The following is a 20,337-nucleotide window of genomic DNA, read 5'->3' on the forward strand; positions in this document are numbered from 1 at the left end:
TGTAAAGGAGAGTGTGTAATGCATAATGAATCCCCTATTATCCGCCGTAAATCGACCCGGATTTACGTCGGTAAAGTGCCTATTGGCGATGGTGCGCCGATTGCAGTGCAATCGATGACCAATACCAAAACCACTGATGTTGATGCGACTGTTGCTCAAATTAAGGCACTGGAACGTGTTGGCGTAGATATCGTGCGAGTTTCAGTACCGACCATGGATGCGGCTGAGGCATTTAAGTTAATCAAGCAGCAATCAAATGTTCCGTTGGTTGCCGATATCCATTTCGATTACCGTATTGCGCTAAAAGTTGCGGAGTATGGTGTTGATTGCCTGCGAATTAACCCTGGAAACATCGGTTCAGAAGAACGTATTCGTTCTGTGGTTGATTGTGCTCGTCATCATAATATTCCTATTCGTATTGGTATCAATGGTGGATCGCTGGAAAAAGATATACAGGAAAAGTATGGCGAACCTACGCCGGAAGCCCTGCTTGAATCTGCGATGCGTCATGTCGATATCCTTGATCGTCTCAACTTTGATCAGTTTAAAGTCAGTGTTAAAGCCTCCGATGTTTTCTTGGCTGTAAACTCCTACCGTCTGCTGGCCAAGCAAATTAATAATCCTTTGCACTTAGGGATAACTGAAGCCGGTGGCGCGCGTAGCGGCTCCGTAAAATCGGCTATTGGTTTAGGCCTTTTGTTGTCAGAAGGTATTGGCGATACGTTACGTATCTCATTGGCTGCCGATCCGGTAGAAGAAGTCAAAGTTGGCTTTGATATCCTTAAATCACTGCGGATCCGTTCTCGCGGGATCAACTTTATTGCCTGTCCAACCTGTTCTCGCCAAGAGTTTGATGTTATTGGTACGGTCAACGCGTTGGAACAGCGGTTAGAAGATCTGATTACCCCAATGGATGTTTCTATTATCGGCTGCGTGGTCAATGGGCCGGGTGAGGCATTGGTCTCTACTATTGGTGTGACTGGTGCTCGTAACCACAGTGGTTTCTACGAAGATGGGGTTCGTCAGAGAGAACGTTTTGATAACGAGAAGATGATTGATCAATTGGAAGCTAAAATTCGTGCAAAAGCATCGATGCTCGATGCAAATAATCGAATAGTTATCAATATGCTGGAAGAAAAATAAGTAGCACGATCATTCGTTATCGTTGAATACAAAAAAGCGGGCATGGCCCGCTTTATAATGAGCCAGTGGAGGTGACAAATTGTCACCATTGAATATGTGGGCGGCAAGCCTCTATAATCGGCTTTATTTTTTGCACTATGCCCAATGTTATTGGCGTTGCTGCCGACACCGCTGCAACATCATGTAAACTGGGTATAAAACTACAGAGAACAGACGTGGCAAAGAACATTCAAGCCATCCGTGGTATGAACGACTACCTGCCAGCCGATACGGCAATATGGCAGCGTATTGAAGGCATTCTAAAGCAAGTGCTGGCAGGCTATGGCTACAGCGAAATTCGCATGCCGATTGTAGAGCAGACCCCGTTATTCAAACGCGCCATCGGTGAAGTCACCGACGTGGTTGAGAAAGAGATGTATACCTTTGACGATCGCAATGGCGAAAGTCTGACTCTGCGCCCGGAAGGTACCGCAGGGTGCGTGCGCGCAGGCATTGAACATGGTCTGCTGTACAATCAGGAACAGCGTCTGTGGTATATCGGCCCGATGTTTCGCTATGAGCGCCCACAGAAGGGACGTTACCGTCAATTCCACCAATTAGGTGCGGAAGTCTTCGGTCTGCAAGGACCTGATATTGATGCAGAATTGATACTGCTGACGGCTCGCTGGTGGCGTGCGTTAGGGATATCAGAGCATGTGCAGCTTGAATTGAACTCCATCGGCTCATTGGATGCGCGCGCTGATTATCGTGAAGCGCTGGTGACTTTCCTTGAACAACATGTTGATGTGTTGGATGAAGATTGCAAGCGTCGCATGTACAGTAACCCGTTACGTGTGCTGGATTCCAAAAATCCAGATGTTCAACAATTGCTTAATGATGCACCTAAGCTGTCTGATTATCTGGATGATGAATCAAAACAACATTTTGCCGGTTTGTGTGAACTTTTAAATCAGGCTGGCATCCCATATACCGTCAATGAACGTTTAGTTCGTGGTTTGGATTATTACAACCGCACGGTATTTGAGTGGGTGACCAACAGTTTAGGCGCACAAGGCACAGTCTGTGCCGGTGGGCGTTACGACGGTTTAGTTGAACAACTGGGTGGTCGTGCCACACCAGCTGTTGGTTTTGCGATGGGGCTTGAGCGTTTGGTTCTGTTGGTACAAGCCGTTAATCCAGAGTTCAAAGCACCGGCAACAGTCGATGTGTATCTCATCTCATCGGGTGAGGGGGCGCAAAGTGCTGCGATGCAGCTTGCTGAACGCGTGCGTGATGTTATGCCAGCGCTGAAATTAATGACCAATTACGGCGGCGGCAATTTCAAAAAGCAAATCACCCGCGCCGATAAGTGGGGCGCGCGTGTGGCATTAATACTTGGCGAAAGCGAAGTGGCGGCACAGCAAGTGGTTGTAAAAGATTTGCGGAATGGTGAACAAGAAACGCTGGCGCAAGCGGATGTTGCTGCGCGTCTGGCTTTGATGTTGGGTTAAGGAGAGAGACACCGTGGAAGTCTATACCACTGAAAATGACCAGGTTGATGCAGTGCGCCGTTTCTTTAGTGAGAATGGTAAAGCGCTGGCCGTGGGTGTGGTGCTCGGGATTGGTGCATTAGTGGGTTGGCGTTACTGGCAGAGTCATCAAAACACTGTCTTGACGGAAGCCTCCTCTGCCTATCAGCAAGCCAGTGATGCTTTGTCAGCCAACAGTGCTGATGGTGTTGCTGTCGCTGAAAAATTTGTTCAGAGCAATAAAAATAACTACGGCGTACTTGCCGGGTTAGAGCTGGCTCACCACTTTGTTGAGCAAAACGAATTTGATAAAGCTGCGCAGCAACTTACCCAAGCATTGGGCCAGACAAAAGATGAAAACTTGCTGTCGTTGATTAATCTGCGTCTTGCTCGTTTGCAACTGCAATTGAAAAAACCAGATGAAGCATTGAAAACACTGGATGCAGTGCAAGGTGACGGCTGGACTGCGATGGCACAAGATGTTCGTGGCGATGCATTATTAAGCAAAGGTGATACCGCAGGTGCACGTGCAGCTTACAGTAAAGGTGTCGAATCAAATGCTTCTCAGGCGCTACAAGCTTTACTGCGCATGAAATTGAATAATTTGTCCAGCTAAGGGGTATTCCCATGCAATTGCGTAAAACACTCTTAGTAGGACTGGTATCTGTTGCCCTATTGAGTGGTTGTTCACTGTTTAACAGTGAAGAAGATGTGGTTACCATGTCGCCACTGCCAAAAGTTGAGAATCAATTCACGCCGACAAAAGTGTGGAGCACTTCTGTGGGTGGTGGTGTCGGTGATTATTACTCACATCTGCGCCCAGCCTGGCAGGGAACTTCTGTCTTTGCAGCGGACCGTAAAGGTCTGGTGAAAGCGATGGAAGCCGATACGGGCAAGCAAATTTGGCAAACCGACCTGTCTGAGAAAACCAACTTCCTCTCCAGCAACCGTTCCGCAATGTTATCTGGTGGCGTAACAGCTTCAGGTGCTCATGTGTACGTCGGTAGTGAGAAGGCCGTGGTTTATGCGTTGAACTCTGACGATGGACAGGTGGCCTGGCAGACGGTAGTTGCTGGCGAAGCCTTGTCCCGCCCTGTTGTCAGTGATGGTGTGGTACTGATTCACACCTCGAATGGTATGTTGCAAGCGCTGAATGAATCTGACGGTGCCATTAAGTGGACATTAAATCTGGATACACCAGCCTTGTCTCTACGGGGTGAATCAGCGCCAACAGTTGCATTTGGTGCTGCACTTGTCGGTGGCGACAATGGCCGCGTGAGTGCAGTGATGCTGGAGCAAGGTCAGTTGATCTGGCAACAGCGTATTTCCCAAGTGACTGGGACCACTGAAATTGATCGCCTGAATGATGTTGATACCACACCTGTTGTTGTAGATGGTGTTGTTTATGCTTTGGCATACAACGGCAACCTGACTGCACTGGATTTGCGCTCTGGTCAGATTCTGTGGAAGCGCGAAATGGGTTCAGTCAATGACATCATTGTTGACGGCGGCAATATTTATCTGGTCGATCAGAATGACCGTATTGTCGCGTTGAAAGCCGATGGTGGTGTAACCCTTTGGAGTCAAAGCGATTTATTACATCGTAACTTGACGGCTCCGGTGATGTATAATGGTTATCTGGTTGTAGGTGATGCTGAAGGTTATCTGCACTGGGTGAATACCACTGATGGTCGTTTTGTTGCTCAGCAGAGCGTAGATAGCTCCGGTTTCCTGAGTGCGCCTGTGGTTGCCAGCGATAAGTTGCTGGTGCAGGCAAGAGGCGGCACAGTATACGCGTTCACCCGTTAATCCTTATTTAAAATGCCTGTCTGACAGGTTAATACCCAAGCCACTGGCGTTGCAGTAAGTAACACCGCTGCAACTTCAAGGAGGAAGGGTTCAAAGCGGCTCCTGATATTCAGGGGCCGTTTGTCTTCTAAAAACTGCGCTGTTGAACGTTCGGTACAGTGCTGTAACGCTTTGAAAATTAAGTAATGAGGCTCCAACAATGATACCTGTCATCGCGCTGGTCGGGCGCCCGAATGTGGGTAAATCCACTTTATTTAACCGCTTAACGCACACCCGTGATGCGTTAGTTGCGGATTTTCCCGGGCTAACGCGTGACCGTAAATATGGTCGTGCCGAGGTCGAGGGTCATGAGTTTATTGTTATCGATACCGGAGGTATTGATGGCACAGAAGATGGTGTAGAAACCAAGATGGCTGGTCAATCGTTACTGGCGATTGAAGAAGCGGATATCGTTCTGTTTATGGTCGATGCGCGCGCCGGGCTGATGCCTGCGGATCAGGGCATTGCTCAACATCTGCGCAGCCGTGAAAAAGCCACTTTCCTGGTTGCCAACAAAACTGACGGTATTGATCCAGATACCGCTACAGCTGATTTTTATTCATTAGGCTTGGGTGAAGTTCATGCGATTGCAGCTTCCCACGGCCGTGGTGTGACTCAGCTGATTGAAGATGTCATGGCGCCTTACATGGACGCCGAAGAACCTGAAGCTGAGCTGACAGACGAAGAAGCTAACGCGGCTTATTGGGCTGCGCAAGAAGCTGACGAAGATGAAATTCCAGCAGACGAAGAGGATGATTTTGATCCACTGAGTTTGCCAATCAAATTGGCTATCGTTGGGCGTCCTAACGTAGGTAAGTCCACACTAACTAACCGTATCCTCGGTGAAGATCGTGTGGTGGTTTATGATATGCCGGGCACCACGCGTGACAGCATTTATATTCCAATGACCCGTGATGAACGTGAATATATTCTAATTGATACCGCAGGTGTGCGTAAACGCGGCAAGATCACTGAAGCGGTTGAGAAATTCTCGGTTATTAAAACCTTGCAGGCAATTGAAGATTCCAACGTTGTGCTGTTGGTCATTGACGCCCGTGATGGTATTTCAGATCAGGATTTGTCTCTGTTAGGCTTTATTCTCAATAGTGGGCGCTCACTTGTTATTGCGGTCAATAAATGGGATGGCATGTCAGAAGAAGCCCGTGCTCAGGTTAAAGATATGCTAGACCTGCGCCTTGGTTTTGTCGATTTTGCCCGCATTCACTTTATCTCTGCACTGCATGGTAGCGGCGTAGGTAACCTGTTTGAATCCATTCAGGAAGCGTATGACTGTTCAACCAAACGAGTGGGCACTTCCTTACTGACCCGCATTATGCAAATGGCAGAAGAAGATCATCAGCCTCCGTTAGTTCGTGGTCGCCGTGTGAAGCTAAAATATGCTCACGCCGGTGGTTATAACCCACCGATCGTGGTTATTCACGGCAACCAGGTTACTGATCTGTCGGATTCTTATAAACGTTATCTGATGAATTACTTCCGTCGTTCATTGAAAGTTATGGGTACGCCTATTCGTATCCAGTTTAAAGAGGGTGAGAACCCGTTTGCGGGTAAGCGCAATACTCTGACGCCAAATCAGATGCGCAAACGTAAACGTTTGATGTCGCACTTGAAAAAAAGTAAGTAATATCAGCAAAGCGCGGGCATTCCGCGCTTTTTGCATTTTTAACGCATGGTCTATTAATCAACAGTTTTAACCATCCACATATTCAGCCACTAAATGGTAAACAAAAGGAGTTGAACATCAGCCATGTCTTGGGAAACCTGGAGTTTTGCATTTAGTGTCACAGTACCCAACTTATTGATGATGTTACTCGGAATGCTATTACGGCGCGGCGGCCTGATGGATGATCGGTTCTGCGATGGCGCGACCCGTGTGGTGTTTAATCTGGCGTTGCCTTGCTTGTTGTTTTTTAGTGTCGCCACCAATCACGTTAGCTTACTGGATAACTTGCCCTTGGTTATCTACGGTGCTGTCGGTACCTTGCTGACATTCCTACTGCTCGAGATTGCCGCCAAGTGGCTGGTAACAGACCCAAGAGAGCGTGGTGTGTTCGTGCAGGGTGGTTTCAGAGCCAATACCGCGATTGTTGGCTTGGCATTTGCTATGACGGCTTATGGCGATGAAGGGGTTGCCCTGGGGTCAATGTATCTGACGGTGACGGTGATTTTATTTAATATGCTGTCAGTGATAACACTGACCCGCAGCTTACAGAGTGGGCAGGGCGGTAAAATCAGCAAAGTGGCACTGTTGCGCAGTATTGTGACTAACCCATTGATTATTGGTCTGGTATGCGGTTTGGCCTATGCTCAAACCCAGTTGCCTATTCCCCAAGTGATTGTTCAGACTGGCAGCTATATCTCAGCATTGGCTCTGCCATTGGCATTACTCTGCACCGGCGCGAGTCTTGATTGGCATGCGATGTTCCGTTCTTCTAATGTGGCGGCATTATCCTCGGTGGCAAAACTATTCATCGTGCCAATATTGATGACTTTAGGCGGCTTGCTGATGGGGTTCCGTGGTGCAACGTTAGGTATTATTTTTCTATTTTCCGCGACACCAACTGCCGCAGGTAGTTATGTCATGACCCGCGCGATGGGAGGAAATGCTACGCTGGCCGCAAATATCATCGCGATAACGACTGTCGGTTCATTTTTCACTACCGCGCTGGGGATTTACTTTTTACGTTCGCTGGGTGTGATGTAAGTTTTCGTTAACCGCTGGGAGAGAATTTATGGATGCGCTATGTCCGGTTTGTCAGAAGACAATGGCGGAAGTGAGTGGCCACTTTCATTGCTCTGGTTGTCATGGCAACTATCAGCAACAGGCTGAATGTCCTGATTGCGCTAAACCGCTACAAGTGTTGAAAGCGTGTGGAGCTGTTGATTATTTTTGCCAGAATGGGCATGGGCTGATTTCAAAAAGCCGCGTTCGTTTTAGTTATCTGCCGATGGCCTAATACCAATCGGCAGTTCTATTGGCTGTAGCAATAATAACGGCGCTTAGTTAGCGGCTTTACGCTGACGGGGCTTTTTGGCTACCTTGATTTGAGTGATTTCACTTTCCACCCAGCCATCTTGCAGTCGGGTGGTTAGCTTGTCGCCAGTATGCACTTGTTTCGTGGTTTTGAGTAAGCTGCCCTCTGGGGTCTGCGTTACGCTGTAGCCGCGGGCTAGTGTTGCCAATGGGCTGACCGCCTCCAATTGTGAACAGGCGATGCCAAAACGTTGACGATAGCCATTCAACTGGCGCTCTAATGCCTGACGCAAGCGGTACTCCTGCTGTTGTACCCGCTGATTATAGCGATGGATCTGTCCTTGCGGTTGAGCTTGAACCAGCCGTTGTTGCAGCCGTTCAGTGCGTCGACCTAATAGGCGAATTTGGTTTTGCGCGCTATCTTCCAGCCGGCGTTGTAACTTCAACAGCAGTGTTTGCTGACGAGCCAATCGTAAATGCGGATGTTGCTGTTGCAGCCGATGCTCGAGGCGGGTGAATTGCTGATTGCGCTGCGCCAGATAATAATCCATCGCCATTTCCATGCGCTGCTGCTGCCCCTGAATTTGCCGGACCAACTCTATTTGGTTGCGGCTGACTAGCTCGGCGGCGGCTGACGGGGTTGGGGCGCGTAAATCGGCAACGAAGTCCGCGATAGTGACATCAGTTTCATGGCCGACAGCACTGACAATGGGAATCCTGCTATTAAAAATAGCGCGGACAACCCGCTCGTCATTAAAACTCCACAAGTCTTCCAACGAGCCGCCACCTCTCCCGACGATCAACACATCACATTCCCCCCGCAGATTTGCCAGTTGAATGGCTCGGACTATCTGCAATGGAGCATCAGCACCTTGTACTGCTGTCGGGTAAATAATAACGGGAAGTGAAGGGTCACGGCGTTGCAAAACTTGCAAAACATCGTGTAGAGCAGCACCACTGGATGAGGTTATCACCCCCACTTGTTTGGCTGGGCTGGGCAGAGGTTGCTTGTGGCTTTGGTCGAAAAGTCCTTCAGCGGCCAGTTGCTGTTTAAGCTGTTCAAATTGCTGTTGCAGCAATCCATCGCCGGCGGGTTGCATACTTTCGGCAATTAATTGGTAGTCACCACGCGGTTCATACAGGGTAATTGATGCTCTGACTAACACCTGTTGGCCATTTTGTGGGCGAAAAGTGGTGCGACGATTGGTGTTACGAAACATCGCGCAGCGCACCTGCGCCCGATCGTCTTTTAAGGTGAAATACCAGTGACCCGACGAAGGCTGAGAGAAATTGGAAATCTCGGCAGTGAGCCAAATTTGGCCCATTTCCATTTCCAGCAGTTGTCGCACCGTCTGATTAAGGCGGCTGACGGTAAAAATTGATGACGCGGAAGATTGTGACATGTGACCTGGTTCAAATTTTAAAACAAGCACTTAATTGATCGATATTACCTGCCTCAAACCGCTTGGCAAGAAAAATAGTGAGAAAGTGCTGGAGGCAACCGATTACGCTCTGTATAATGCCACGGCAATATTTTATCTTTTTACATTCACCTTGGTGAGATATTGCCCATGCTACGTATCGCGAAAGAAGCTCTAACATTTGACGACGTTCTCCTGGTTCCAGCCCACTCCACAGTCTTGCCTAATACGGCAGAACTTGGTACTCAACTGACTGCAACTATCCGCCTGAATATTCCTATGCTGTCCGCAGCAATGGATACCGTAACCGAAGCTCGTCTGGCCATTGCGCTGGCACAAGAGGGCGGTTTAGGTTTCATCCACAAAAATATGTCCATTGAGCGCCAGGCTGAAGAAGTCAGCCGCGTGAAAAAACACGAAAGTGGCGTTGTAACTGAGCCACAGACTGTTACCCCTACCACTACTCTCCGTCAGGTTAAAGAACTGACCGCCCGTAACGGTTTCGCCGGTTATCCGGTAGTGACCGAAGATTACGAGCTGGTTGGGATCATTACCGGCCGTGATGTTCGCTTTGTCACTGATCTGGACCAACCTGTGACTGCGGTGATGACACCGAAAGAGCGCTTGGTGACGGTCAAAGAAGGCGAAGCCCGCGAAGTTGTGCTGCAAAAAATGCATGAAAAACGTGTCGAGAAAGCTTTAGTCGTTGACGATAGCTTCCATCTGCGCGGCATGATTACCGTGAAAGATTTCCAAAAAGCAGAGCGCAAGCCAAACGCCTGTAAAGACGAGCATGGCCGCCTGCGCGTTGGTGCTGCTGTCGGTGCCGGTGCGGGTAATGAAGAGCGTATCGATGCTCTGGTCGCTGCTGGTGTTGATGTTTTACTTATCGACTCATCTCATGGTCATTCCGAAGGCGTTTTACAGCGCATTCGCGAAACGCGCGCTAAATATCCTAACCTGCAAATCGTTGGCGGTAACGTCGCAACAGGTGCTGGGGCTAAAGCCCTGGCTGATGCCGGTGTGAGCGCAGTTAAAGTCGGTATCGGCCCAGGTTCAATCTGTACTACACGTATTGTGACCGGTGTCGGTGTGCCACAGATTACGGCGATTGCTGATGCGGTCGAAGCGCTGGAAGGTACTGGTATTCCGGTTATTGCCGATGGTGGTATTCGTTTCTCTGGCGATATTGCTAAAGCCATTGCAGCCGGTGCTTCATGTGTCATGGTCGGTTCTATGCTGGCAGGGACTGAAGAGTCCCCGGGCGAAATCGAACTGTATCAAGGCCGTTCATTCAAATCTTACCGCGGTATGGGATCACTGGGTGCGATGTCCAAAGGCTCTTCAGATCGCTACTTCCAAACCGATAATGCTGCCGATAAATTGGTACCAGAAGGTATCGAAGGGCGTGTGGCATACAAAGGTCTGCTGAAAGAGATTGTGCATCAACAAATGGGTGGCCTGCGTTCATGTATGGGGCTGACCGGCTGCGGCACTATCAATGAATTGCGTACCAAAGCTGAATTTGTCCGTATCAGCGGTGCAGGCATTCAAGAAAGCCATGTTCATGATGTGACGATTACCAAAGAGTCACCAAACTACCGCATGGGCTAATAACAAGTTAATTAGTCATCTGGTGCTAGCCATCAGATGACTATTTTTTATTTTAATATTTGGAATTTGCCGCACATGACAAAAAATATCCATAAACATCGCATTCTTATCCTCGATTTCGGCTCGCAATACACCCAACTGGTGGCGCGCCGTGTTCGTGAAATTGGTGTCTATTGTGAACTTTGGGCGTGGGACGTGACCGAAGACCAGATCCGCGAATTTAACCCAAGCGGCATCATTCTCTCCGGCGGCCCTGAAAGCACCACTGAACATGATAGCCCACGTGCGCCTGATTATGTGTTCACTGCTGGGGTCCCTGTGCTGGGTGTGTGCTATGGCATGCAAACCATGGCAATGCAGCTGGGCGGTAAAGTAGAAGGTTCAAACCAACGTGAATTCGGTTATGCGCAGGTTGAAATTAAAACTGATAGCGCACTTATCCGTGATATCAAAGATGCCATCAATCCAGCCGGTGAAGCGGTGTTAGATGTTTGGATGAGTCATGGCGACAAAGTTACCGCGATCCCGTCTGACTTTGTCACCGTTGCCAGCACTGATACCTGCCCGTTTGCTATTATGGCTAACGAAGAAAAACGTTTTTATGGCGTGCAGTTCCACCCTGAAGTGACGCACACCAAGCAAGGTCAACGCCTGCTGGAGCGCTTTGTTCTGGATATCTGTGCTTGTGAAGCACTGTGGACTCCGGCCACCATTATTGAAGATGCTATTGTGCGTTTGCGTGAGCAAATCGGTGAAGACCACGTCATTCTTGGTCTGTCCGGTGGTGTTGACTCATCCGTGACCGCAATGCTGCTGCATCGTGCCATTGGTAAACGCCTGACTTGTGTGTTTGTTGATAACGGCCTGCTGCGTTTGAATGAAGCGGATCAGGTGTTGGAAATGTTCGGCGATAAATTCGGCCTGAACATTGTTCATGTGGCAGCAGAAGATCGTTTCCTGACGGCACTGGCTGGTGTTGATGAACCAGAAGCCAAACGTAAAATCATTGGTCGCGTGTTTGTTGAGTTATTCGACGAAGAAGCCTGTAAGCAAGAACAAGTTAAATGGCTGGCACAGGGCACTATCTACCCAGACGTGATTGAATCCGCTGCATCTGCCACCGGCAAAGCGCATGTGATTAAATCGCATCACAATGTGGGCGGCTTGCCTAAAGAGATGAAACTGGGTTTAGTTGAACCGCTGAAAGAGCTGTTTAAAGATGAAGTGCGTAAAATCGGCCTCGAACTGGGCCTGCCATACGACATGCTATATCGTCACCCATTCCCAGGCCCAGGTTTGGGTGTGCGCGTTCTCGGCGAAGTGAAAAAGGAATATTGTGATTTACTGCGCCGCGCGGATGCTATCTTTATCGAAGAGCTGCATAAAGCAGATCTGTACAATAAAGTCAGCCAGGCCTTTACCGTGTTCCTGCCAGTTCGTTCCGTCGGCGTGATGGGCGATGGTCGTAAATATGACTGGGTTGTCTCTCTGCGTGCGGTTGAAACTATTGATTTCATGACAGCACATTGGGCGCATTTGCCATATGACTTCCTGGGGCGTGTTTCAAACCGCATCATTAATGAAGTCAATGGTATTTCCCGCGTAGTTTACGATATCAGCGGTAAACCACCTGCCACAATTGAGTGGGAATAAGCCTCTCTAATAAGGTATTGTTTCTAATCTAAATGAAGCCTCCGATATTTCGGAGGCTTTTTTATGTTGGTCATAAGAAAAACAGTAATTATGTTTTTATCTTTAAATATAAATAAAAAATGAATTAATTTTTCACAGATTGTTCTTTTAAGTTGTTTATGTGTGTGTGAGTATAAAAAAGTTAATTATTGCACATCGGGTCATGCAAAAAAATAGCATGTTTCTGCTTACTTATTTTAAAAGGTGAAGCATGAATATCAACAATCAGATTAATAAGGTATTTTATGCATTAATTTTTATTTCATACAGTTCAATGTCTAATCATTTTGATGAGGATAATGTTTGTTTTTACTCTAATGATGGTTATATAGAAAAAGGGGGGGCAAAGAAGTTTTGTGTGCCATATTATACTGAAGATGAATGGTTATTTAGTCAGTGGAACAATAATATAGCCTCTATTAAAATACCATTAAATCTCCAGGTTGATGTCTTTAGTGATTTTTCATTTACGGGGAAATCGGCATCGCTTTATAAAAGCACCAATTCTGCTGAATTGGAAAAGTACGGCCTGATATCTGATATCAGTTCTTATCGTGTTTTACCTAAAAAATTGTACTCCAGTAATAAGCGAATTATTTTTACCTATCATTCTCATCTATTTCCAGAAAGGTATCTCAGCTACAATTATTATTTGAGCCGTGGGCACAGTATTCTTTTAAGCAGAAAGGATCAACCTATAGATATCGACAGTCAAAGTTCCTCTGTCTTTTATAGCCATGCTGGGCAGGTCATGACCGCTTTTTCCGGGCAAGGGTTTGATCGTAATCTCTATTGTTTGTTTCCGGCCGATCGTAGGAAGGGCAATTTAGCTGCTGATGTGACATTTAGCTATTGCGATATAGGAAATAAAGGGCAGGTTTGGTTCCCTCAAAAAATAAAAGATCAGACAGTGTTGGTTAATAAAGGCACGGGCACGGCCCTGTCATTAGATGAACAGGGTTTTTATGTGAGTTTGCACCCACGGCCCAATGCGATGAATCATCTGTTTGGCCGAGGAAATCAAAGTTATCATTCTGAGGTTGAAATTAACGAAAATACAATATGGTTTGATGAACCCTATATTGAGAATATGAAGTTATCTGCGGTAAGACCTTTCCTTCAATATAAAGAGACATTTGAAGCATTAAATGAGTCCGGACATAGAGATGTTATAGTTAATCATTTAGATAAAACCGATGATATTAATATCTATTTTGGCGGAGATAAAATAGGTATGCATGTTTACTACAATGCAGAGACCAAATCTTTAATTTCTTATAATAAATACAGTGATGAACAGAAATTAAAAGAAGCATCATGCCTTTCATTAATTAATAACCCAGTAGCGCAGGGGCATGACTTACCACTCAATTTCACTTATAACCGTAGTAGCTATAGTGATAACGCAATTGAATATCGCTGTGATAATGGTATTGCTTATAATAAATATACACATAGGTGGAATTTTATAGCAGATGATCAATATAATTTTTTAGTTAATGGACATGAAAATAAAGTACTACACTTTTATATTAATGAAAACCCACAGAAGATAAATTTCAGAGGCGGCGTTATTGGTCCGAAAGTGGGTGAGCATATTGGCCAGGCGATTAATTTTAGTGATCGAAAACCACAGGATGCAATATTCATTAATAACCTGGCTTTAGCCCATATTCTTGAGATGGAAAAAGGCATTTGCGAGTTAAGTGCAGCTCAAGATAAAAATAATACCCCGTGTGGAGGGACAAACACCCGTTGGTCTTCAACTGATTATCAGGTACTAAATACTGACCTCAGCCGTGACTATATCCCTTGGTTGTTATCACAAATAGCGCATAGATTGCATATAAATGAATGGACTGATGAATTGGCGGCTTTCCTGCAAAAGGTTGAAGCGCTGGAGACGCTTTTTGAACAGAAGAGAAATCAGCCAGCCGATAAACCGGCATTGGAACAAACAAAAACACTATTGGTTGAGTTTTTGCAGACTTATGGCTCAAGTGAATACACCAAAATTTGGCATCAAGCCGCTTATGTCCTAAATCGAGTTGATGTATTAATCGAATGGGAGAATAACTAGCCACCATAGTTACAAAATGTGACGTACATCACATTTAACTTTACCCTCTCATTGAGGGATGTATAATCTTGACGAATCTTTACAACTAAACTAAATGTTTAACATATTTATCTTATAACTCACATCGCCATCAGGCGGGAAGTCCATTCATTACTAGTCAAGATTGCCACTGCCGCAGGGTGTTTCATACGGCAGTTTAGCTCGCAGTAACCCGCATCTGTTAACGCCATGCCGCTAGCATGCCTATTTATTCAACAGATGAATACTGCGCGCGTGCTCTTTTGTGGAGAAAAAACATGTCGGTAACTCGCTCTGCGATACCTCAGCTGCGCGGTATTTCACGTCGTCGCCTGCTAGGTTATGTCGGTGTCGGGCTGGTCAGCAGCCTGATGAATCCCCTCTCTTTGGATGCTTTCGCAGCATCAACTCAAACTTCGCCGCAGAACTTTGAAAGATTCATGTTGGTTTCCCGCGCACTGACGGGTAAACGCCAGCTTAATGCGCAGGTTGGTCAGCGAATCTATCAAGTATTGCTCGGTAAAATCGGTGGTTTTGACCAAAAACTCGCCTTATTACAACCTCTGCCCGCTGGTGAGCCTCATCAATGGCTGCCATTACAGCAGCAGATTGCCCGGCAGATCTTGCAAGGTTGGTATGTGGGTGTCATTGGTGAAGGAACTGATGCGGCAGTTATCAGTTATGAAAATGCGTTGATGTTCGATGCGGTATCCGATGTGTTGGTTATTCGCTCTTATTGCCCGAATAAACCCGGATACTGGGCTGCAAAGCCTGATGTCGCCTTATAATTTTGGAGAATACATTTATGGCTGACACACTCAAGGCGGATATCGTCGTTATTGGTTCAGGCGTTGCTGGCGGCTTGGTTGCGCATCAACTGGCGATGGCTGGCAAATCAGTATTGGTACTAGAAGCTGGCCCACGACTTTCGCGCTGGGAGATTGTGGAAAACTTCCGCAATCAGCCCGACAAATCAGACAATATGGCACCTTACCCCTCAACTTCTTATGCCCCTCATCCAGAATCTAACCCTAATAATAACTATCTGATTCAAAAGGGCGAACACCCATACGATGTCCAATATATTCGTGCGGTAGGGGGTACCACCTGGCACTGGGCAGCATCAGCCTGGCGTTTCCTGCCGAATGATTTCAAGCTAAAAACAATCTATGGCGTTGGACGCGACTGGCCAATTGATTACGCGGCGCTGGAAAAATGGTATTTACGCGCAGAGCAGGAGTTAGGTGTTTGGGGGCCGAGTGATGAAGATCTTGGCTCACCGCGCAGCGCACCTTATCCAATGGCACCGCTGCCACTGTCGTGGAATGAACAACGCATTAAAACCGTGCTCAACAGTCACACTTTTAATGGTAGCAAATTTGATGTTGTGACCGAGCCGGTGGCGCGCAACAGTCGCCCTTATGATGGCCGTCCCACCTGCTGTGGCAACAATAACTGCATGCCAATTTGCCCGATAGGGGCGATGTATAACGCCATTACCCATGTTGAAAAAGCCGAGCTTGCAGGTGCTGTTATCCGCCCACAAGCCGTGGTTTATAAACTGGAAGTCAATGACCAGCAGCAGATCACCGCTGCCTTATTTAAGGATGCGCAGGGTAATGAGCATCGAGCTGAGGGTAAGTATTTTGTGCTGGCGGCCAATGGTATTGAAACGCCAAAACTGATGCTGATGTCTACCAGTGATAAAAATCCGCTTGGTGTTGGAAATAGCTCCGATATGGTTGGGCGCAATCTGATGGATCACCCAGGCACAGGCGTGACCTTTATGGCTAATGAACCGTTGTGGCCGGGGCGCGGCCCGCAGGAAATGACCTCTTTGATTGGCTTCCGGGATGGTGCATTTCGATCCGAATATGCGGCGAAAAAGATTCATTTATCCAACTTGTCCCGCACTGATCAGGTCACAATTGAGTTACTCAAGCAGGGGGAATTGCAGCTTGGGCCTCAGTTGGATGCGAAAATCCGCGATCGGGCGGCGCGCTTTGTGCAGTTCGATAGTTTCCACGAAATCCTACCGCATGTAGAAAATCGTATTATTCCCAGCCCGACCGAGAAAGATGCCATCGGAATTCCGAAGCCAGAGTTTTACTATGCGATGGATGATTATGTGCGCAAAAGTGCGGTGCACACTCAGGAAGTCTATGCCGAGGCAGCCAGATTGATGGGCGGCACAGAAGTGCAGTTCCACAATAACTTCGCCAATAATAACCATATTACGGGCACCACTATTATGGGTAATGACCCGAAAGATTCAGTGGTGGACAGTGATTGCCGCACCCATGACCACAAAAATTTGTTTATTGCCAGCAGCAGCGTGATGCCAACTGTCGGTTCGGTTAACTGTACTTTGACGATTGCCGCGCTCTCTCTGCGTATCGCTGAAACACTTAAGGCCGAGGTGTAATATGAAAAAGCAAACCTTGGGTCGCTCAATGAAATTCCTGTTTATCGCATTCGGATTAGCTGTGGCCGGATATGCCAGTGCAGATGCTAATTTAATTGCGCGTGGTGAATATCTGACTAAAGCCGCGGACTGCGTGGCTTGCCATACTACCAAAGAGGGTAAACCCTTTGCCGGTGGATTAGCCTTTAAAACCCCGATGGGCACCTTATATTCGCCGAATATCACCCCCGATAAAGAAACCGGAATTGGCAGTTGGACGGATGAGGAGTTTTTGCGCGCATTACATGAAGGTAAAGGTAAAAACGGCGAAAATCTCTACCCTGCATTCCCTTACACCTCGTATACCTTGCTGACGGATGATGATGTTAAAGCGATTAAAGCTTATTTGTTCAGCTTGCCAGCGGTGCATCAGCCGAATCGTGAGAATGACATGCCGTTCCCATTCAATCAGCGCTGGGGGTTGTGGTTCTGGAATCTGGTGAATTTTGAGGGGCAGCGCTTCCAGCCCGATACCAGTAAGGATGCACAATGGAATCAGGGGGCTTATTTTGTTGAAGCGCTCGGGCACTGCGGTGAATGTCATACCCCGCGTAATATCACTATGGGGATGAAAGACAGCAAAGCCTATTCTGGTGCCGATATTGATGGCTGGACAGCATTCAATATTACCTCAGACCCACATGCTGGAATAGGTGGCTGGAGCCAGGAGCAGGTGGTGCAATATCTGCGTAGCGGCCATGTTGATGGTAAAGCGCAAGCTGCCGGGCCGATGGCGGAAGTCATTGAAAACAGTACGCGCCACCTAACTGACAGTGATCTGAATGCGATGGCGGTATATTTGCGCACGCTGAAACCATTGAATCCCGATGATGAGACCAAGAGTCGCTCGGATTGGGGGCTGTCGGCAACCAGTGTTAATACCTTACGCGGTATGCCTTTCACCGCAGATAACAACACCGATGGTGCGCGTTTGTATCTGGGGAATTGCGCCAGTTGCCACAGTTTTACCGGTGAGGGGGTGAAAGACGGTTATTATCCATCATTGATGAAGAACTCGGTGGTCGGAGCATCCACGCAAAATAACCTGATCAATGTGATTCTTCACGGTGTGGCGCGCAAAACTAATGATGGCGAGGTCTTTATGCCCGGTTTTGCCAATACATTAACGGATGAACAGGTGGTTAGTTTGAGTAATTATCTGTTGCAACAGTTTGGCCAACCCACTTTGAATATCAAAGCTGAGGATGTAAAGGCGCTGCGCGGGGAATAGAAAATGAGCACAAGGAAACCCGGTTCCCTTGTGCTCATTTCTGATTTATCTGTGAGGGGAAAATAACGTATATAACGGAGCTAAGATGTTTGATAGTAATTTAGATATTAAACTCTCTTTTTTATAGTCTGGTTCAGATTGTTCTATTTTTACGTCATTGCCGAAATTGGATGTGTCATCTATCGCAATTTTTTTACTTGAAACTGTATTTTCTATGTCCTTGGTAGGGTTTTCTAGTATTGTTTTTTTCTCAGTTATTTTAAAATTATTGCTTGGAACTGTATTTTCTATTTTCTTGGTAGGATTTTTTGGTGTTATTTCTTTATCAGCGAGTTCTATTTCTATATTTTTTTCTGGTGAGATTTTAGTGATGAAATCTCTGAGTATTTTAATATCATTATTTTTTTTAGCGGAATAATCGGTTTCTTGGCTAAGCAATGATAAATCAAAGTGGCGCGCATCTCTGATTTCTATTGCTAGTTCTTTATTTCTATTGTTAATTATCTCAGGTGAATATTGCCGCACAAGTTCTGCAGAAAAAGAGATTGAATCATCTGATTGACTCGCTAAAGAACAGCATGTATTCATAATTTTTTGTATTACTATACTTTCTATCTCGTTTCTTTTATTTATATCACCATGATTGTAATGAAATTTCAATTCATTAACTAATCTATTTTCTAATAATGCCTCTGGTGAGTTCAACCAAGTTGATTGGTGTATCGGTTGAATTGCTGGTAATGTGTTTTGGGCTATTTTCATCACTTTCATATCCTTTCTCATTAATTCAGTTTTCAATATAGCATTTATATTTAACTTGAATAAAGATAATAGGGATGAATCAGGTTTTCACCTTATTTTGTTTTTTAATCAATATTATCAATATTATCCTTATTTAATCTTTTCATTATGCCAATGCATTAATATATAGTCGCCATCGTTACTCTTACCGGAGGCAATTGCTACCCAGTTTTGTTTGCGATAAAACGCTAGAGCTTGCTGGTTTTTTGCCAGGCACTTTAATGAGCCATGAGAAGTAAATAGCTGTTGTGCTGCCAGTAATAAGGCCTTACCCACCCCAAGATGCTGTGCTTTAGGATCAACAAACAGGTTATGCAGGAAACTCTCCTCCGTATATATGGAGGCAAAACCAAGGTGGTCATCGCCATCAATCGCTACCAAAATGGTTTCCCCCAGAGTGGAACGGTCAAAATCCTCCAGATGAAAACGTTCCCCATCCAACCAGCTAAACGCGGCCTGACGTGATGCCAAATACAACGTGCGCAGAAATGGTCGGTCACTCTCTTGATACTGACGAATCTGGATGCTCATGCTTCGGTTATATCTCCAAGACTGCGGGGTTGACCATAGGTTTGGTTAATACATTATTGATCTTCTATCATCTGCCCGTGATAATAACAATTCTGACTCGGGGTGCCTGCCACAAATCGTGGTATGGCTGAGATATTACCCGTATTACCTGATCTGGATTATGCCAGCGTAGGGAAGTGTATTAATGAAGCGTATCAATGCGTTAACTATTGCCGGAACTGACCCTAGCGGCGGTGCCGGTATCCAGGCTGATCTGAAAACCTTTTCTGCATTACAGGCCTACGGCACCAGTGTTATCACCGCTTTAGTGGCGCAAAACACCCGTGGTGTGCAGTCGGTCTATCCTATCGAACCGGCTTTTGTTGCCACCCAATTAGATTCTGTCCTCAGTGATGTGCGTATCGATAGCGCCAAAATCGGCATGTTGGCAAATGCGGAAATTGTCGATATTGTCGCCACGCAATTGCGCCGTTATCCCATCCCATTTGTGGTATTAGATACCGTGATGGTCGCCAAAAGTGGTGATCCATTGCTGGCACCGCAGGCAGTAGATGCAGTGCGTCGTTTACTGCTCCCGCAGGTTGATTTGATTACACCTAATTTGCCGGAAGCCGCGGCACTGCTGGATTGCCAGCCCGCCCACAATGAGCAAGAAATGCGCCAGCAGGGGCGAGCACTGTTGGCTTTAGGCTGTCAGGGGGTATTGATGAAAGGCGGGCATTTGAGCGGCGAAGAAAGCCCGGATTGGTTGTTTACCGCTCAGGCTGAACAGCGTTTTGTGACGCGCCGGGTTAATACCCGACATACCCACGGCACAGGTTGCACCTTGTCGGCAGCACTGGCGGCATTACGGCCACGATATGCCAATTGGCCAGATACCGTCAGTGCAGCTAAAGACTATCTGCAAGGGGCGCTGGAACAAGCCGATACCCTTGAAGTGGGGCAGGGGATCGGGCCGGTCCATCATTTCCACCGCTGGTGGTAATGCCCT

General features: G+C 46.8%; 17 protein-coding genes and 1 riboswitch. Of the genes, 14 read left to right on the forward strand and 3 right to left on the reverse strand.

What is annotated here, in order from left to right; translation table 11 throughout:
• Window positions 1–18: 18 nt before the first annotated feature.
• The 7 genes from ispG (at window position 19) to QSV56_RS11610 (ending at window position 7,477) form a co-directional block, all read left to right on the forward strand.
• The gene (ispG, locus tag QSV56_RS11580; protein ID WP_019081819.1) at window positions 19–1,143 is read left to right on the forward strand and encodes a flavodoxin-dependent (E)-4-hydroxy-3-methylbut-2-enyl-diphosphate synthase; all 1,125 of its coding nucleotides are present in this window, start codon (window positions 19–21) and stop codon (window positions 1,141–1,143) included.
• Between the two features lie 215 nt (window positions 1,144–1,358).
• On the forward strand, window positions 1,359–2,633 hold the full coding sequence (gene hisS, locus QSV56_RS11585) for a histidine--tRNA ligase (RefSeq protein ID WP_026018098.1): 1,275 nt from the start codon (window positions 1,359–1,361) through the stop codon (window positions 2,631–2,633).
• 13 nt (window positions 2,634–2,646) lie between these two features.
• Entirely contained in the window at window positions 2,647–3,267 is a 621-nt protein-coding gene (locus QSV56_RS11590) for a YfgM family protein (protein ID WP_005172568.1), read from the forward strand.
• Window positions 3,268–3,278: 11 nt separating this feature from the next.
• Window positions 3,279–4,460: an outer membrane protein assembly factor BamB gene (gene bamB / locus QSV56_RS11595; protein ID WP_005172565.1), complete on the forward strand. Its 1,182-nt coding sequence runs from the start codon at window positions 3,279–3,281 to the stop codon at window positions 4,458–4,460.
• 199 nt (window positions 4,461–4,659) lie between these two features.
• Window positions 4,660–6,144 carry a ribosome biogenesis GTPase Der gene (gene der / locus QSV56_RS11600; RefSeq protein ID WP_019081817.1) on the forward strand — a complete coding sequence of 495 codons (1,485 nt, stop codon included), beginning with the start codon at window positions 4,660–4,662 and terminating at the stop codon, window positions 6,142–6,144.
• Window positions 6,145–6,267: 123 nt separating this feature from the next.
• Entirely contained in the window at window positions 6,268–7,224 is a 957-nt protein-coding gene (locus tag QSV56_RS11605) for an AEC family transporter (protein ID WP_019081816.1), read from the forward strand.
• 28 nt (window positions 7,225–7,252) lie between these two features.
• On the forward strand, window positions 7,253–7,477 hold the full coding sequence (locus tag QSV56_RS11610) for a zinc ribbon domain-containing protein (protein WP_019081815.1): 225 nt from the start codon (window positions 7,253–7,255) through the stop codon (window positions 7,475–7,477).
• Between the two features lie 43 nt (window positions 7,478–7,520).
• Here QSV56_RS11610 and xseA read toward each other — a convergent pair whose 3' ends face one another.
• A complete protein-coding gene (gene xseA / locus QSV56_RS11615) occupies window positions 7,521–8,897 on the reverse strand; it encodes an exodeoxyribonuclease VII large subunit (protein WP_019083706.1) in 1,377 nt (458 codons plus the stop codon).
• A 168-nt stretch (window positions 8,898–9,065) separates the two neighbouring features.
• On the opposite strand from xseA, the gene guaB reads away from it, so the two are divergent.
• The 6 genes from guaB to QSV56_RS11645 all read left to right on the forward strand — a co-directional run bounded on the left by guaB (window position 9,066) and on the right by QSV56_RS11645 (window position 18,014).
• A complete protein-coding gene (gene guaB, locus QSV56_RS11620; protein ID WP_005172545.1) occupies window positions 9,066–10,529 on the forward strand; it encodes an IMP dehydrogenase in 1,464 nt (487 codons plus the stop codon).
• 75 nt (window positions 10,530–10,604) lie between these two features.
• Entirely contained in the window at window positions 10,605–12,182 is a 1,578-nt protein-coding gene (gene guaA, locus QSV56_RS11625) for a glutamine-hydrolyzing GMP synthase (protein ID WP_046050434.1), read from the forward strand.
• A 250-nt stretch (window positions 12,183–12,432) separates the two neighbouring features.
• On the forward strand, window positions 12,433–14,301 hold the full coding sequence (locus tag QSV56_RS11630; RefSeq protein ID WP_301212439.1) for a hypothetical protein: 1,869 nt from the start codon (window positions 12,433–12,435) through the stop codon (window positions 14,299–14,301).
• Between the two features lie 296 nt (window positions 14,302–14,597).
• Window positions 14,598–15,107 carry a sugar dehydrogenase complex small subunit gene (locus QSV56_RS11635; protein ID WP_046050436.1) on the forward strand — a complete coding sequence of 170 codons (510 nt, stop codon included), beginning with the start codon at window positions 14,598–14,600 and terminating at the stop codon, window positions 15,105–15,107.
• A gap of 17 nt (window positions 15,108–15,124) precedes the next feature.
• Window positions 15,125–16,744, forward strand: coding sequence for a GMC family oxidoreductase (locus tag QSV56_RS11640; RefSeq protein WP_050076365.1), 1,620 nt, complete (start codon window positions 15,125–15,127; stop codon window positions 16,742–16,744).
• A 1-nt stretch (window position 16,745) separates the two neighbouring features.
• On the forward strand, window positions 16,746–18,014 hold the full coding sequence (locus tag QSV56_RS11645) for a cytochrome c (protein WP_301212443.1): 1,269 nt from the start codon (window positions 16,746–16,748) through the stop codon (window positions 18,012–18,014).
• Window positions 18,015–18,059: 45 nt separating this feature from the next.
• Here QSV56_RS11645 and QSV56_RS11650 read toward each other — a convergent pair whose 3' ends face one another.
• A complete protein-coding gene (locus QSV56_RS11650; protein ID WP_301212445.1) occupies window positions 18,060–18,785 on the reverse strand; it encodes a hypothetical protein in 726 nt (241 codons plus the stop codon).
• A 120-nt stretch (window positions 18,786–18,905) separates the two neighbouring features.
• Window positions 18,906–19,346, reverse strand: a complete 441-nt coding sequence (locus QSV56_RS11655) for a GNAT family N-acetyltransferase (RefSeq protein WP_076707166.1) — start codon at window positions 19,344–19,346, stop codon at window positions 18,906–18,908.
• Between the two features lie 88 nt (window positions 19,347–19,434).
• A riboswitch (TPP riboswitch) is annotated at window positions 19,435–19,538 on the forward strand.
• On the opposite strand from QSV56_RS11655, the gene thiD reads away from it, so the two are divergent.
• Window positions 19,531–20,331, forward strand: a complete 801-nt coding sequence (gene thiD / locus QSV56_RS11660) for a bifunctional hydroxymethylpyrimidine kinase/phosphomethylpyrimidine kinase (protein ID WP_050129802.1) — start codon at window positions 19,531–19,533, stop codon at window positions 20,329–20,331. It overlaps the preceding riboswitch by 8 nt.
• Window positions 20,332–20,337 lie beyond the last annotated feature (6 nt).

It is taken from the genome of Yersinia sp. 22-579 (assembly GCF_030433455.1).
Taxonomy (GTDB): Bacteria; Pseudomonadota; Gammaproteobacteria; order Enterobacterales; family Enterobacteriaceae; genus Yersinia; species Yersinia enterocolitica.